This is a genomic window from Streptomyces sp. NPDC020884 (genome assembly GCF_044333935.1).
In the GTDB taxonomy this organism is placed as follows: domain Bacteria; phylum Actinomycetota; class Actinomycetes; order Streptomycetales; family Streptomycetaceae; genus Streptomyces.
Genome location: NZ_JBIRRY010000004.1, coordinates 39,313 through 53,022, shown reverse-complemented (window position 1 = coordinate 53,022; position 13,710 = coordinate 39,313). Strand labels below are relative to the sequence as shown.

The 13,710-nt window shown below is 72.3% G+C and carries 11 protein-coding genes; 7 read left to right on the top strand and 4 right to left on the bottom strand.

Annotated elements, in window-relative coordinates:
• The first annotated feature begins 18 nt into the window (after nucleotides 1-18).
• Entirely contained in the window at nucleotides 19-912 is an 894-nt protein-coding gene (locus ACH4UK_RS14510) for a LysR family transcriptional regulator (protein WP_398356381.1), read from the top strand.
• A gap of 13 nt (nucleotides 913-925) precedes the next feature.
• Here ACH4UK_RS14510 and ACH4UK_RS14505 read toward each other — a convergent pair whose 3' ends face one another.
• The 3 genes from ACH4UK_RS14505 to ACH4UK_RS14495 all read right to left on the bottom strand — a co-directional run bounded on the left by ACH4UK_RS14505 (nucleotide 926) and on the right by ACH4UK_RS14495 (nucleotide 4,529).
• Nucleotides 926-3,385, bottom strand: coding sequence for an MFS transporter (locus tag ACH4UK_RS14505; protein ID WP_398356380.1), 2,460 nt, complete (start codon nucleotides 3,383-3,385; stop codon nucleotides 926-928).
• Between the two features lie 220 nt (nucleotides 3,386-3,605).
• The gene (locus ACH4UK_RS14500) at nucleotides 3,606-4,049 is read right to left on the bottom strand and encodes an SRPBCC family protein (RefSeq protein WP_398356379.1); all 444 of its coding nucleotides are present in this window, start codon (nucleotides 4,047-4,049) and stop codon (nucleotides 3,606-3,608) included.
• An 87-nt stretch (nucleotides 4,050-4,136) separates the two neighbouring features.
• A complete protein-coding gene (locus tag ACH4UK_RS14495; protein ID WP_398356378.1) occupies nucleotides 4,137-4,529 on the bottom strand; it encodes a VOC family protein in 393 nt (130 codons plus the stop codon).
• A gap of 144 nt (nucleotides 4,530-4,673) precedes the next feature.
• Between ACH4UK_RS14495 and ACH4UK_RS14490 the strand changes: the two genes are divergently transcribed.
• Nucleotides 4,674-5,711 (top strand): Rv2578c family radical SAM protein, encoded by a 1,038-nt coding sequence (locus ACH4UK_RS14490; protein WP_398356974.1) that lies wholly within the window; start codon nucleotides 4,674-4,676, stop codon nucleotides 5,709-5,711.
• Nucleotides 5,712-5,856: 145 nt separating this feature from the next.
• Nucleotides 5,857-7,443 carry an alpha/beta hydrolase gene (locus ACH4UK_RS14485; RefSeq protein WP_398356377.1) on the top strand — a complete coding sequence of 529 codons (1,587 nt, stop codon included), beginning with the start codon at nucleotides 5,857-5,859 and terminating at the stop codon, nucleotides 7,441-7,443.
• Between the two features lie 94 nt (nucleotides 7,444-7,537).
• Here ACH4UK_RS14485 and ACH4UK_RS14480 read toward each other — a convergent pair whose 3' ends face one another.
• Nucleotides 7,538-8,110 (bottom strand): adenylosuccinate lyase, encoded by a 573-nt coding sequence (locus ACH4UK_RS14480; protein ID WP_398356376.1) that lies wholly within the window; start codon nucleotides 8,108-8,110, stop codon nucleotides 7,538-7,540.
• 358 nt (nucleotides 8,111-8,468) lie between these two features.
• Here ACH4UK_RS14480 and ACH4UK_RS14475 point away from each other — a divergent pair, with 358 nt between their 5' ends.
• The 4 genes from ACH4UK_RS14475 (at nucleotide 8,469) to ccrA (ending at nucleotide 13,706) form a co-directional block, all read left to right on the top strand.
• Nucleotides 8,469-10,250: a 3-hydroxyacyl-CoA dehydrogenase family protein gene (locus ACH4UK_RS14475; protein WP_398356375.1), complete on the top strand. Its 1,782-nt coding sequence runs from the start codon at nucleotides 8,469-8,471 to the stop codon at nucleotides 10,248-10,250.
• Between the two features lie 91 nt (nucleotides 10,251-10,341).
• On the top strand, nucleotides 10,342-11,157 hold the full coding sequence (locus ACH4UK_RS14470) for a TetR family transcriptional regulator (protein WP_398356374.1): 816 nt from the start codon (nucleotides 10,342-10,344) through the stop codon (nucleotides 11,155-11,157).
• Between the two features lie 65 nt (nucleotides 11,158-11,222).
• Nucleotides 11,223-12,014 carry a GNAT family N-acetyltransferase gene (locus ACH4UK_RS14465; RefSeq protein WP_398356373.1) on the top strand — a complete coding sequence of 264 codons (792 nt, stop codon included), beginning with the start codon at nucleotides 11,223-11,225 and terminating at the stop codon, nucleotides 12,012-12,014.
• Nucleotides 12,015-12,368: 354 nt separating this feature from the next.
• The gene (gene ccrA / locus ACH4UK_RS14460; RefSeq protein WP_398356372.1) at nucleotides 12,369-13,706 is read left to right on the top strand and encodes a crotonyl-CoA carboxylase/reductase; all 1,338 of its coding nucleotides are present in this window, start codon (nucleotides 12,369-12,371) and stop codon (nucleotides 13,704-13,706) included.
• Nucleotides 13,707-13,710: the final 4 nt, after the last annotated feature.

Genomic DNA, 13,710 nt, shown 5'->3' with positions numbered 1-13,710 from the left:
CGCTTAGATTGCTCAATCATGGAACTGCGTCAGCTGGAGCACTTCGTCGCCGTGGCGGAGGAGCAGCACTTCACCCGGGCCGCCGAGCGCCTCGCCGTCTCGCAGTCCGGGCTCTCCGCCTCCGTACGGGCGCTGGAACAGGAGCTGCGGACCCCGCTGTTCAGCCGCACCACGCGCACGGTCCGGCTCACCGAGGCCGGGCGGGCGCTGCTGGTGGAGGCGGAGCGCACGCTGGCGGGCGCGCGGGCGGCGCGGGACGCGGTCGATGCCGTACGGGGACTGCTGCGCGGGACGCTGACGGTGGGGGTCGAGCAGTGCGTGGCGGGGGTGAGCCCGGCGCGGCTGCTGGCGGCGTTCCACCGGGAGCATCCGCAGATGGAACTGCGGCTGCGGCAGGAGGGCACCAGCAGTCTGCTGGACGGGGTGGCGGGCGGACGCCTGGACCTGGCGTTCGCGGCCACGGTCAGCCCGGTGGAGTGGCGCGGGGAGCTGGTGCCGCTGGCCCGGGAGCCGATGGTGCTGCTGTGCGCGGCGGGCCACCCGTTCGCGGGGCGGCCGACGGTGGGGTGGGCGGAGCTGCCGGGGGCGTCGTTCATCGACTTCCACCCGGACTGGGGTCCCCGGCGCGCCGCGGACGAGGCGTTCGCGGCGGCCGGGGTACGGCGGACCGTGGGGCTCGAGGTCAACGATGTGCACAGCCTGCTGGAGCTGGTCCAGGAAGGGCTGGGGATCGCGGTGGTGCCGCACCACTTCTCCCGGAAGCCGGAGGCGGCCCGGCTGGTCACGGTGGAACTGACGGGCGAGCACCGGCCGGTGTACGAGAGTGTGGCGGTGCTTCCGGCGGCCCGCAGCACCAGCCCGGCGGCGCGGGCCCTGATGCGGCTGGTGCGGGAGGCGGCGGAGGTGCGCTGAGCCCGCGCGGGCCTCAGTCCTCGTGGCCGAGCTGGAGGTCACGCTCGGTGCGGCCGCCGCCCGCGACCTGGAGGACGGTGGCGACCGGCGGGTACCCGGCGGCGATCACGGTGTACTCGCCGGACGACAGGTCGACGAACCGGAACGATCCGTCGGGCCCGGTGGTGAGCGTGTCCACCACGTTGCCCGCCGCGTCGAGCAGGGTGACCCGCGCGTCCTCGACGGGGCGTCCGCCGGTGGCCCGCACGACGCCGCGCAGGACCGCGCCGCCCGCCAGTTCGATGTCCTGCCGGGTCTCACGGGCGGCCTGCACGCTGACCGGGAGCGCGGCGGGGCGGAAGGCGGGGGCGCTGGCGGCGAGGGTGTACTCGCCGGCGACCAGCTCGCCGATGACATAGCCGCCCTCGCGCCCGGTGCGGGTGGAGGCGACGACCTCGCCGCGTACGTCGGTGAGCGTGACGGCCGCGTCGCGGACGGGGACGCCGTCGGGGGTGAGCACGGATCCGGCGAGGCGTCCGGCGCCGCCGAGCACCACGTCCAGCTCGACGGGTCGCTCGCCCACGGTGACGCTGACGGCCTGCGGCTGGTGTCCGCCCGCGGCGGCGATCAGGACGTAGGAGCCGGCGCCGGGGACGCTGAGCGCGTACCGCCCGTCCTCGCCGCTGACCCCGCGCCCGACCTGCTGCCCCTGGACGTCGATGAGGGTGAGGGCGGCGCGCGGGACGGTGGTGCCGTCGGGGTGCTGGACGCCGCCGTGGACCGGGACGCCGGAGAGGTGGCCGGGGGCGGGCCGGCCGGAGTCGGTGCGGGCGGCGGGGATCTGCGAGGTCTCGGTGGCGGCTTCGGGGCTGTGGTGGGACACCAGCGGTTTCTCCTTGAGGAAGAAGGCGAGGATCAGGCCGAGCACGAGCACCGGCACGAGGTAGAGGAAGATGCGCGGCATCGCGTCGACGTACGCCTGGATGTAGGCGTCCCGCAGCGCGGGTTCCATCGCGTGGACGATCTGCGGGGTGATCGACTCGGGGTCGGGCAGCTCCGCGCCGGCCGGCAGGCGGACGCCGAGGGCGTCGGAGAGCCGCCCGGCGAACAGCGTGCCGAAGATCGCCGCGCCGACGCTGCCGCCGATCTGCCGGAAGTAGTTGTTGGCACTGGTGGCGGTGCCGAGGTCCGATGGGCGTACGGAGTTCTGCACGGCGAGCACGAGGACGGACATGACCAGTCCGATGCCGATGCCGAGAACCGCCTGGTAGAAGCTGTACGCCAGGGTGGAGGTGTCCGCCTCCAGCAGCGAGAGCAGCCACATGCCGACCACCGAGACGGCGCTGCCGACGATCGGGTAGACGCGGTAGCGGCCGGTGCGGGTGATGAGCTGGCCGGAGACGATGGACCCGCCGACGATGCCCATCATCATCGGGAGCATCAGCAGACCCGATTCGGTGGCGCTGGCCCCGTCGACCATCTGGAGATAGGTGGGGAGGTAGCTGGCGGCTCCGAAGAGCGCGATGCCGACGACCGCGCCGACCAGGCCGGTGACGTTGAAGACGGAGTCGCGGAACAGCCGCAGCGGAATGATCGGTTCTGCGGCCCGGTGTTCGGCGGCGACGAAGAGGGCCGTCGTGAGGACCGCGCCCGCCGCGAGGCCGAGGATGGTGCGCGAGCCCCAGGCGTACTCGGTGCCGCCCCAACTGGTGACCAGCACCAGGCAGGTGGAGGCGACGGCCAGCAGCACCGCGCCCAGGACGTCGAGCCGGGGCCGGACGGCGGGCCTGGGCAGTTTGAGGACGACCGCGATGACGGCGAGGGTGACCAGGCCGAAGGGGACGTTGATGTAGAAGCACCAGCGCCAGGAGGCGTGGTCGGTGAAGAACCCGCCGAGCAGCGGTCCGGCGACCGAGGCTAGGCCGAAGACCGCTCCGATGAGGCCCATGTAGCGGCCGCGTTCCCGGGCCGGGACGATGTCCGCGATGATCGCCTGGACGCCGATCATGAGGCCGCCGCCGCCGACGCCCTGGATCGCGCGGAAGGCGATCAGCTCGTCCATCGTGCGCGACCAGCCCGCGAGCGCGGAGCCGATGATGAAGACGACGATGGCGAACTGGAAGACGCCCTTGCGGCCGAAGAGGTCGCCGAGCTTGCCGTAGAGCGGCAGGACGATGGTGGAGGCGAGCAGGTAGGCGGTGACCGCCCACGACATCTTCTCCAGGCCGTGCAGCTCACCGACGATCTTCGGCAGGGCGGTGGCGACGATCATCTGGTCGAGCGCCGCGAGCAGCAGGGTGAGCATCAGCCCGAGGAAGACCATGCGGACCTTGCGGGGGCTGATCTCCGCCGCGTCCGGGCCGGGGCCGGCCGGTGGGGCCGGCGGGGGTGGTGCGGCGAGGACTCCGGCCGTCGCCGTCGTGCCGTCCGGTGCCGGGCCGTCCGGCCCCGTGCCGTCCGGCTCGTCCTTCACCAGCGTGATACCACCCACCACGTAACGCTCCCCTCGTCGCACCTGCGCCGCCATTTGTCGCATCGCACGGCAAGGCGGGGCAAACGTGACGAGGGGCGTGCGCCGCGCGCACGGAGGGCTTATGCGCCGGTGGGAGCCACTACGGCGCACAACCGGCCGCCCCGGAAAACCACCCGTTCCGGTGAGGCCGGTCGTCCCGCGGAGGCCGGACCCGGCCGACCTCCGGTGCGGGAGGGGGGAGTTACTTCTCGACCTCGACGGCGAGGTTCTGGAGCAGTTCGTCGTAGATCCGGCCGAGGCCCTTGGGGGCGAAGGTCCGCTCGAAGAACCCGCCGACGCCGCCCGCGCCGTCCCAGACCGAGGTCACGACGGCCTTGGACTTGCCCTCACCGGCCGGGGTGACGGTCCAGGTGGTGACCATCGAGGAGTTGCGGTCCTTCTCGACGAGCTGACCGTCGCTCGGCTCGCTGACCTCCAGGAGGCAGTCACGGACCCGCTTGCTGGTGGCCTGGAGCTTCCAGTGGACGAGGGTGCCCTCGCCGTCGCCGCCCTCGCGGACCTCGTACTCGCTGAAGTGACCGGGCAGCACCTTGCCGCGGACGTCCTTGTAGTCGGCCAGCGCGTCGAACACCGCCTCTGCGTCCGCCGCGATGATCCGCTCCGTCGTGGCCTCGACCTGCGCCATGGCTGTTCCTCCAGCACTCGGTTGTTCGGTGGGTGAGCTGAGCCAACCACCTCGGGCACAGCCGCTCAAAATCGGGGCCGGGAGGGATCAGGGGCAGCGGGTCGCGAGAACGCAGAACTCGTTCCCCTCCGGGTCGGTGAGGACGATCCAGCTCGCGTCGCCCTGGCCGACGTCGGCGTGGCGGGCCCCCAGAGCGAGCAGTCGGCGGACCTCGTCGGCCTGCTCCCGGTCGGTGGGGCTGACGTCGATGTGGAGCCGGTTCTTGACGGTCTTGCCCTCGGGCACGCGCGCGAAGGTCAGCACCGGCGGCACGGGGCCGAGGCGGTCCCTGCCCTCCGGCACCGCGGGCGAGCCGATGGTGACGACGTCCCCGTCCTCGTCCTCGCGCCGCACCTCGTAGTCGAGGACCGAGCACCAGAAACGGGCGAGAGAGCCGGGGTCGGCGCAGTCGATCGCGAGTTCGGTGAACTTGCCGGCCATGGTCGGGACCTCCCGGTCGGTAGCGGCACTTGCAGGGCCACACGCTAGTCCCGGCGTCCGGCGCACACCGACGCCGGGACCCGCCCCGCACGATCAAGGGAACATATGTTCTATTCTGCGGTCAGTGCTACCGAGGAGGCGTCCATACGCTGGGACAATCTGGTCGAAAACGGATCCATGACCGGCAACAGCGCGCTCTTCGCCGCGGATGCGGTGACCACGCGCACGTTCGACACCCCGGAATTCCGGGGCATCACCTTCCACGAGATCCGGGCCCGTTCGATTCTGAACCGGGTGCCCGGGGCCTCGCGGATGCCGTTCGAATGGACGGTGAACCCGTACCGGGGCTGTACGCACGCCTGTGTGTACTGCTTCGCCCGCAAGACCCACAGCTATCTGGACCTGGACACCGGCATCGGCTTCGACTCCCAGATCGTCGTCAAGGTCAACGCCGCCGAGCTGCTCCAGCGCGAGCTGGCCTCCCGGCACTGGCGGGGCGAGCACATCGCCATGGGCACGAACGTCGACTGCTACCAGCGGGCCGAGGGCCGCTACCGTCTGATGCCCGGCATCATCGGGGCGCTCCGCGACCGGGCCAACCCCTTCTCGATCCTGACGAAGGGCACGCTGATCCTGCGGGACCTGGAGCTGCTGCGGCAGGCCGCCGAAGTCACCGAGATCGGCGTCTCGGTCTCCGTGGGCTTCACGGACCGGGAGCTGTGGCGGACGGTCGAGCCGGGCACCCCCTCCCCCGAACGCCGGCTGGACGTGGTCCGCGCCCTCACCGACGCCGGCATCGACTGCTCGGTCCTGATGGCCCCGGTCATCCCGTTCCTCGGCGACCGCCCGGATCAACTGCGCGCCACCGTCGCCGCCGTCGCGGCCGCCGGTGCGGCCTCGGTGACCCCGCTGGTCCTGCATCTGCGCCCCGGCGCGCGCGAGTGGTACCTGGACTGGCTGGCGCGCCACCATCCGCATCTGGTGCCGCGCTACGAGCGGATGTACGCGGACGGGGCGTACGCCCCCACCTGGTACCAGCGCCGGATCACGCGTCAGGTGCACGAACTGGCGGACGAGTTCGGGATCGGCCCGGCGCACCGGGGCGAGGCCCGGCGGGTCGCCCCGCCGCCGGCCGCGGCCGTCTCGCCGGAGCCAGGACCCACCCAGCTGACCCTGCTGTGAGGCCCCCGAGGCCTCCGGTGGGGCCGATGGCGTGACCGTACGGGCCGACTCCGCGCGGAACAGGCCCTTCCGCGGGGGAATTCGGGGAGCATGCGGCGGGGACCGGTGATCCGGCGCCGCGTTCCCGCCACTCCCGGGAGGCCCCATGACGAAACGTGCAGGAATTCTGGTCGCCGTCGGCGCGACCGTCGCCGGTCTGCTGAGCGCCGCACCCGCGCCGGCCGCCGCGACCGCGGCGAGCACGCCGCCCGCCCCGAAGCTCACCTGGACCGACTGTCCCACCGACAGCTATCCGACGCTCCAGTGCGCCCGGGTCCGCGCCCCGCTGGACCACCGCCGCCCGTCGGGCCGTCAGGTCACGCTCGCGCTGTCCCGCGTCCCGCACACCGCGAAGACCTTCCAGGGCCCGCTGCTGGTCAACCCGGGCGGTCCGGGCGGCAGCGGCCTGTCGATGGCCGGGTTCGTGGCGTCCTCGCTGCCGAAGAAGGTCGCCGCGCAGTACGACGTGATCGGCTTCGACCCGCGCGGCGTCGGCAAGAGCACCCCGGCCCTGAACTGCCTGCCCGGACACTTCGATCCGGTGCGCCCGGACTCGGTGCCGGACTCCTACCGCTCGGAGCGGGTCAACCGCGACCGGGCCGAGTCCTTCGCCCGCGCCTGCGGCGAGAAGCACGGCGACGTGCTGCCGTACATGGACACGGTCAGCGCGGCCAAGGACCTCGACGTGATCCGCCGGGCGTTGGGCTCCCGGCAGATCAACTACTTCGGCTACTCCTACGGCACCTACCTCGGCGCGGTCTACGCCAAGCTCTATCCGGAGCGTGTGCGCCGGCTGGTCCTGGACTCGGTCGTCGACCCGGACGACGTCTGGTACGAGGGCAACCTCGGCCAGGACTACGCGTTCGACGACCGCCACAAGGCCTTCGCCGCCTGGGTCGCGAAGAACGACGCCGCGTACGGCCTGGGCACGGACCCGGCCGGTGTCGAGGCCGCCTGGTACCGGATGCGGGCGGACGTGGCCCGGGAGCCCGCGGGCGGCACGGTCGGCGCGAGCGAGCTGGAGGACACCTTCCTGCCCGGCGGGTACTACAACGGCTACTGGCCCTACCTCGCCGAGGCGTTCGCCGCGTACGTGAAGAACCGGGACGCCGAGGCGCTGGTCGAGGTGTACGAGGACTTCGGCGCGGTCGACGCGAGCGGCGACAACGGCTACTCCGTCTACACGGCCGTCCAGTGCCGTGACGCCGGCTGGCCCGAGCACTGGAGCACCTGGCGCAACGACAGCCGCCGGATCCACAAGAAGGCGCCGTTCATGACCTGGAACAACACCTGGTACAACGCACCGTGCGCGAACTGGCCGGTGGCGCCGCTGCAACCGATCCGGGTGAACAACCGGCAGCTGCCGCCGGCGCTCATCCTCCAGGCCACGGACGACGCGGCGACCCCGTACGGCGGCGCGGTCAGCATGCACCGCAAGCTCAGGGGCTCCAGCCTCGTCGTCGAGGAGGGCGGCGGCAACCACGGCATCACGCTGAGCGGCAACGACTGCCTGGACGAGCATCTGACGGCCTATCTGACCGACGGCACGGTCCCGCGCGGCCGGGGCGAGGCGGACGCGGTCTGCGCGGCCCTGCCGGAGCCGAAGCCGCTGCCCGCCGAGAAGGCCGCGGCCCAGTCGGTGGACAACAGCAAGGGCAGCCGCCTGCACGGCCTGCTCGGCTTCCGCCGCTGACCGGGGGACCGCCGAGAACGACGGACGGGATGCGAGGGGGTGTGCGAGGACGGCCCGCCATGGGGCACGTCGCCACTCCCCCGCATCCGCCCGCTCACCGCCCCGGCAGCCGGCCGAGCGCCTCGGCCGCGGCCGTGGCCAGGCGCGGATGCGGGAGGGCCGCCGTGAGGACCGGGCGGGCCTGTTCGTCGGCGAGGCGGCCGAGCCCCTCGACACAGGCCAGGGCGACGCGCCAGTGCGGTTCGCCGGGGGCCAGCAGGCGTTTCAGGGTGGTGACCAGGGCGGGGACCGACTCGGGGGCCCGCAGGTCGGTCAGCAGACGCACCGGGTGCAGGGCGTAGGCGGTGCGCAGCGCGTTCGTGGCGAGCGCGGCGGCGGCCCTCGGCGTGCGGGGGTCGCCGAGGCGGGCCAGGGCGTGGGCGGCGGAGACGCAGCGTTCGGGATCGCGGTGGTTGAGCAGGAGCACCAGCGCCTCGAAGGCTCTCCGGTCACCCGCGCAGCCGAGCCGGAAGGCGGCCATCTCGCGGGCCCACAGGGGGCGGTGCGGCTCCACGAGGACCCGGGCCAGCTCCTCGGGGTCCTCAGCGGTGACGAGCAGGGCGTACTGCGGCGATCCGGCCGCCTCGGATTCCAGCCGGTCCATGAGTGAACGGAACTCCTCATCCATGACGCTCAGCGTATCGACGGGCACGCTCCGTGCGGGACGGCATCGGGGAGTCCGTGTGGTCCAGGGCACAAGGATCCAGGGGTGGCGCGCTCGTTACTCGCCGGTTAGTCTCATCTGAGCGGGGCACACTCCCCGCAAGCTCCGGTGGCCTGGTGACGCAGCCGTCCGGAGTGCCTGTCGGTTCGGCTTTCCGTGCGACGTGACTCCGGGACAGAGTCCGTCACCCCTCACGGCCGGGCGCGCTCCCAGCGCGTCGGCCCCGTGCTCCACGACACGCAGCTTCCGTGCGCCACGCGCCGCTCCCTCATCGCCGCGCGTTCCGTGCTCCCACAGTCGTCACTCACCCTGGAGTCCCGTGATGGACACCCCTCTCTCCACCATCGCCGTCGTCGGCCTCGGCACCATGGGCACCGGCATCGCCGAGGTCCTGGCCCTGGCGGGCCGCGAGGTCATCGGCATCGACATCAGCGAGGCGGCCGCCCTGGCGGCCGTCGCCTCCCTCGAAGCCTCCACCGCACGGGCCGTGGGCCGTGGACGGATCACCGAGCAGGAGCGGAGCGACGCCCTCGCCCGGTTCCGTACGTCCGACCGGCTGGGCGCCGCCGCCGCTGCCGAGCTGGTCATCGAGGTGGTGCCCGAGACGTACGAGATCAAGCAGCAGGTGTTCCGGGACCTCGACGCGATCGTCTCCCCCACCGCGATCCTGGCGACCGGCACCAACGCCCTGTCGGTGACCCGCCTGGCCGCCGAGTCGGGGCACCCCGAGCGCGTTCTCGGCCTGCACTTCTTCAACCCGGCGCCCGCGATGAAGCTGGTCGAGGTGGTCTCCTCGGTGCTGACCGCGCCGCCGGCGGTCGAGGCCGTCACCAGGCTGGCCCGGGAGCTGGGCAAGGAGCCTGTCGCGGTCGGCGACCGGCCCGGGTTCGTCGCGGACGGGCTGCTCTTCGGCTATCTCAACCAGGCCGCCGCGATGTACGAGGCGAACTACGCCTCCCGCGAGGACATCGACGCGGCGATGAAGCTGGGCTGCGGGCTGCCGATGGGCCCGCTCGCCCTGCTGGACCTGATCGGGATCGACACCGCCCGTACGGTCCTGGAGGCCATGTACTCCGCGTCCCACGACCGGCTGCACGCCCCGGCCCCGGTCCTCGGCCAGCTCAGCAGTGCGGGCCTGACCGGCCGCAAGGCGGGGCGCGGCTTCTACACGTACGACGCACCGGGCGGCCAGGACGTGGTGCCCGACGCGCTGACCCCTGCGGCGGACACCGCCTCGGGAGCCGGGCGCGCCGTGGCGTCCGTGGGGGTCGCGGGGTCGGGAACGATGGCCTCCGGGATCGCGGAGGTCTTCGCGAAGGCCGGGTACGGCGTGGTGCTGGCGGCCAGGACCCAGGAGAAGGCCGACGTCGCCAAGGGCCGGATCGCCAAGTCGCTGGAGCGTTCGGTGACCAAGGGGCGGCTCAGCGCCGAGGCCCGGGACGAGACACTGGGCCGGATCACGGCGGCGGGCTCGCTGGACGCGTTCGCCGAGGTCGACCTCGCCGTCGAGGCGGTCGCCGAGGACCTGGAGATCAAGCAGCAGCTCTTCGCCGCCCTGGACAAGGTCTGCCGGCCGGGCGCGGTGCTCGCCACCACCACCTCCTCGCTGCCGGTCGTCGCCATCGCGCGGGCGACCGCGCGCCCCGAGGACGTGATCGGGATGCACTTCTTCAACCCGGCGCCGGCGATGAAGCTGGTCGAGGTCGTCCGCACGGTCCTGACCGCCGACGAGGTGCACACCACGGTCCGCGCGGTCTGCGCGAAGATCCGCAAGCACCCGGTGGACTGCGGGGACCGGGCCGGGTTCATCGTGAACGCGCTGCTGTTCCCGTACCTCAACAACGCGATCAAGATGGTCGAGGAGCACTACGCCTCGCTGGACGACATCGACGCGGCGATGAAGCTGGGCGGCGGCTACCCGATGGGCCCGTTCGAACTGCTCGACGTGGTCGGGCTGGACGTCTCGCTGGCCATCGAGAAGGTGCTGCACAGGGAGTTCCGCGATCCGGGGCTGGCCCCCGCGCCGCTGCTGGAGCACCTGGTCGCCGCGGGCTGCCTCGGCCGCAAGACGGGGCGCGGCTTCCGCGAATATGCCCGTCGCTGACCCGGGAGCCGGGTGGGGCGGGCTGCTGGGACCCTCCGGCGGCCCGCCCCCGCAGGCGCGCTCTCCTGCACCGATGCGTTACGTTCATGCCATGTCCCAGCCCGCCAAGTCACCCCGTGCCACCGCCGCGACCGACGCCCCGGAAACCGCCGCGGGAACCCGCGCGGCCGCCCAACGGCTCAAGATGCGCCGAGAACTGGCCGCCGCCGCGATGGAGCTCTTCGCCACGAAGGGCTACGAGGCGACCACCGTCGACGAGATCGCGGGTGCCGCGGGCGTCGCCCGGCGGACGTTCTTCCGGCACTTCCGCTCCAAGGAAGAGGCGATCTTCCCGGACCACGACGACACCCTCGTCAGGGCCGAGGCCGTCCTCAACGCCGCCCCCGCGCACGAGCACCCGCTCGACACCGTCTGCCGGGGCATCAAGGAAGTCATGAAGATGTACGCGGCCAAGCCCGCCGTCTCCGTGGCCCGCTACAAACTGACCCGCGAGGTGCCGACCCTCCGGGAGGCCGAGATCGCGTCGGTGGCCCGCTACGAGCGGCTGTTCACCCGTTATCTGCTGGGCCACTTCGACGAGCGCGACCACCATGTGGGCAACGACGATCCGCTGCTCGCGGAGGTCGCCGCGTCCGCCGTGGTCACCGCGCACAACCATGTGCTGCGCCGCTGGCTGCGGGCGGGCGGCCAGGGCGATGTGGAGGCCCAGCTCGACCGCGCCTTCGCCATCGTGCGCGACACCTTCGGCACGGGCATCGGCGCCGGCCGGACCCCGGCGGCCGACCCCGAGCGCACCCCGGCCGCGACGGTGGCCGCGGACGGCGAGGTGCTCGTCGCGGTGGCCCGTACCGACGCCCCGCTGGACGAGGTCATGCGGACGATCCAGCAGGCGCTCAAGGAGCGCTGAGGGTCCCTGCGGGCCGGGGCGTAAACCCGTTCGCGACGGCCCGGGGCCCGTGGTGTGGTTCGCCCATGCGAACCGATGAAGTACGCGACCTCTACGACCGCACGATGCGCGAGCACGCCCGCCCCGACGGACCGGGCGTCCGGGTCGAGCGCGCCGGCCCCGTCGTCCGCCAGGTCGGCGGGCCCGACGACTGGAACGGCGTCGTCTGGTCGTCCCCGGAGCTGGACGCGGCCGGGGCCGACGCGGCCATCGAGGCCCAGATCGGGCACTGCGCGGCGCTCGGCCTGCCGGAGTTCGAGTGGAAGCTGTACGCGCACGACCGGCCGGCCGATCTGGGCGCGAGGCTGCGGGCGGCCGGATTCGCGCCGGAGCCGCCGGAGAGCCTGCTGGTGGCGCCGGCCGGGCTGCTGACCGGGCCGGTGGAGCTGCCCGAGGGGGTGACGCTGCGCCCGGTGACCGACGCGGCGGGGGCGGAACTGATGGCACGGGCCCATGAGCGGGCGTTCGGCACGGACGGGACCCGGCTCCTCCACCAGGTGCTGAAGCGGCTGGAGGAGGGTCCGGAGGAGTTCGTCGCGGTGCTGGCGATGGCCGACGGCGAGCCGGTGTGCTCCGGCCGGATGGAGCTGTATCCGGGCACGGGCTTCGCCGGGCTCTGGGGCGGCGGGACGGTGGCCGCCTGGCGCGGCAGGGGCGTCTACCGGGCGCTGGTGGCCCACCGGGCACGGATCGCCGCCGAGCGCGGCTACCGCTACCTCCAGGTCGACGCGACGGACATGTCGGCCCCGATCCTGGCCCGGCTCGGCTTCTCGGCGCTCGGCACGACGACGCCGTATGTGTACCGCCCGGCCCGGTAACCGCCTGCCAGCAGGACAGAACCTCTCGTAACGCCCATCGTGTTGCTCATGCGTGCCCACGAGATGACAAGTGAGAGAAATTGTTGGCACTGGGTGCCTTGTCAGGTGTCACGGAGTGCCATACGTTGAAGGTGTCCGGGCGGCCGGCGTGCTGAGACCTCACACGTACGCCGGCTGTCCCCGCAACCACCGTGCTGCGCGCCCGGACGCCTGCGTCACAGGCACCCTTCTGCTCCACAGAGCAAAGCCGAGCTCCACCCGCCGAACCGACGGCAACACCTCCACACCGCACCGCTCCCCTGCCAGCAGGGCCCCTCAAGCGTTCCCTCGACGCGCATCACCGGAGGCAACACCGTGAAGGAAATCCTGGACGCGATCCAATCGCAGGACAGCACCGCCGCGGACTTCGCGGCCCTGTCCCTCCCCGAGTCCTACCGCGCGATCACCGTGCACAAGGACGAGGCGGAGATGTTCGCGGGGCTCGAATCCCGCGACAAGGACCCCCGCAAGTCGCTCCACCTGGACGAGGTCCCGGTGCCCGAACTCGGCCCCGGCGAGGCCCTCGTCGCCGTGATGGCCAGTTCGGTGAACTACAACTCCGTCTGGACCTCGATCTTCGAGCCGGTGTCCACCTTCGGCTTCCTGGAGCGCTACGGAAGGCTCAGCGAGCTCACCAAGCGCCACGACCTGCCCTACCACGTCATCGGCTCCGACCTGGCGGGCGTCGTCCTGCGCACCGGCCCCGGCGTGAACGCCTGGAACCCGGGCGACGAGGTCGTCGCGCACTGCCTCTCCGTCGAGCTGGAGTCCTCCGACGGGCACAACGACACGATGCTCGACCCCGAGCAGCGGATCTGGGGCTTCGAGACGAACTTCGGCGGGCTCGCGGAGATCGCGCTCGTCAAGTCCAACCAGCTGATGCCCAAGCCCCAGCACCTCAGCTGGGAGGAGGCCGCGTCCCCGGGCCTGGTCAACTCCACCGCGTACCGCCAGCTCGTCTCGCGCAACGGCGCGGGCATGAAGCAGGGCGACAACGTGCTGATCTGGGGCGCCAGCGGCGGACTCGGCTCTTACGCCACCCAGTTCACGCTGGCCGGCGGCGCCAACCCGATCTGTGTCGTCTCCAGCCCGGAGAAGGCCGACATCTGCCGGGCGATGGGCGCGGACGCGGTCATCGACCGCAACGCCGAGGGCTACCGGTTCTGGAAGGACGAGCACACCCAGGACCCCAAGGAGTGGAAGCGGCTCGGCAAGCGCATCCGCGAGCTGACCGGCGGCGAGGACGTGGACATCGTCTTCGAGCACCCCGGCCGCGAGACCTTCGGCGCGAGCGTCTACGTCACCCGCAAGGGCGGCACCATCGTCACCTGCGCCTCCACCTCCGGCTTCAACCACGAGTACGACAACCGCTACCTGTGGATGTCCCTCAAGCGGATCATCGGCTCCCACTTCGCCAACTACCGCGAGGCCTGGGAAGCCAACCGCCTCATCGCCAAGGGCAAGATCCACCCGACGCTCTCCAAGGTCTACACCCTCGAGGAGACCGGCCAGGCCGCCCACGACGTCCACCGCAACGCCCACCAGGGCAAGGTCGGCGTCCTCGCCCTGGCCCCGCGCGAAGGCCTCGGCGTGCGCGACCAGGACCTGCGCGAGCAGCACATCGACGCCATCAACCGCTTCCGCAACGTCTGAGGTT

Bases quoted from the DNA above. Each gene is read 5' to 3' on its own strand.
- ACH4UK_RS14510 (WP_398356381.1), top strand. From the start codon at position 19: ATGGAACTGCGTCAGCTGGAGCACTTCGTCGCCGTGGCGGAGGAGCAG.
- ACH4UK_RS14500 (WP_398356379.1), bottom strand. From the start codon at position 4,049: ATGGCGCAGGTCGAGGCCACGACGGAGCGGATCATCGCGGCGGACGCA.
- ACH4UK_RS14495 (WP_398356378.1), bottom strand. From the start codon at position 4,529: ATGGCCGGCAAGTTCACCGAACTCGCGATCGACTGCGCCGACCCCGGC.
- ACH4UK_RS14485 (WP_398356377.1), top strand. From the start codon at position 5,857: ATGACGAAACGTGCAGGAATTCTGGTCGCCGTCGGCGCGACCGTCGCC.
- ACH4UK_RS14480 (WP_398356376.1), bottom strand. From the start codon at position 8,110: ATGGATGAGGAGTTCCGTTCACTCATGGACCGGCTGGAATCCGAGGCG.
- ACH4UK_RS14475 (WP_398356375.1), top strand. From the start codon at position 8,469: ATGGACACCCCTCTCTCCACCATCGCCGTCGTCGGCCTCGGCACCATG.
- ACH4UK_RS14470 (WP_398356374.1), top strand. From the start codon at position 10,342: ATGTCCCAGCCCGCCAAGTCACCCCGTGCCACCGCCGCGACCGACGCC.
- ACH4UK_RS14465 (WP_398356373.1), top strand. From the start codon at position 11,223: ATGCGAACCGATGAAGTACGCGACCTCTACGACCGCACGATGCGCGAG.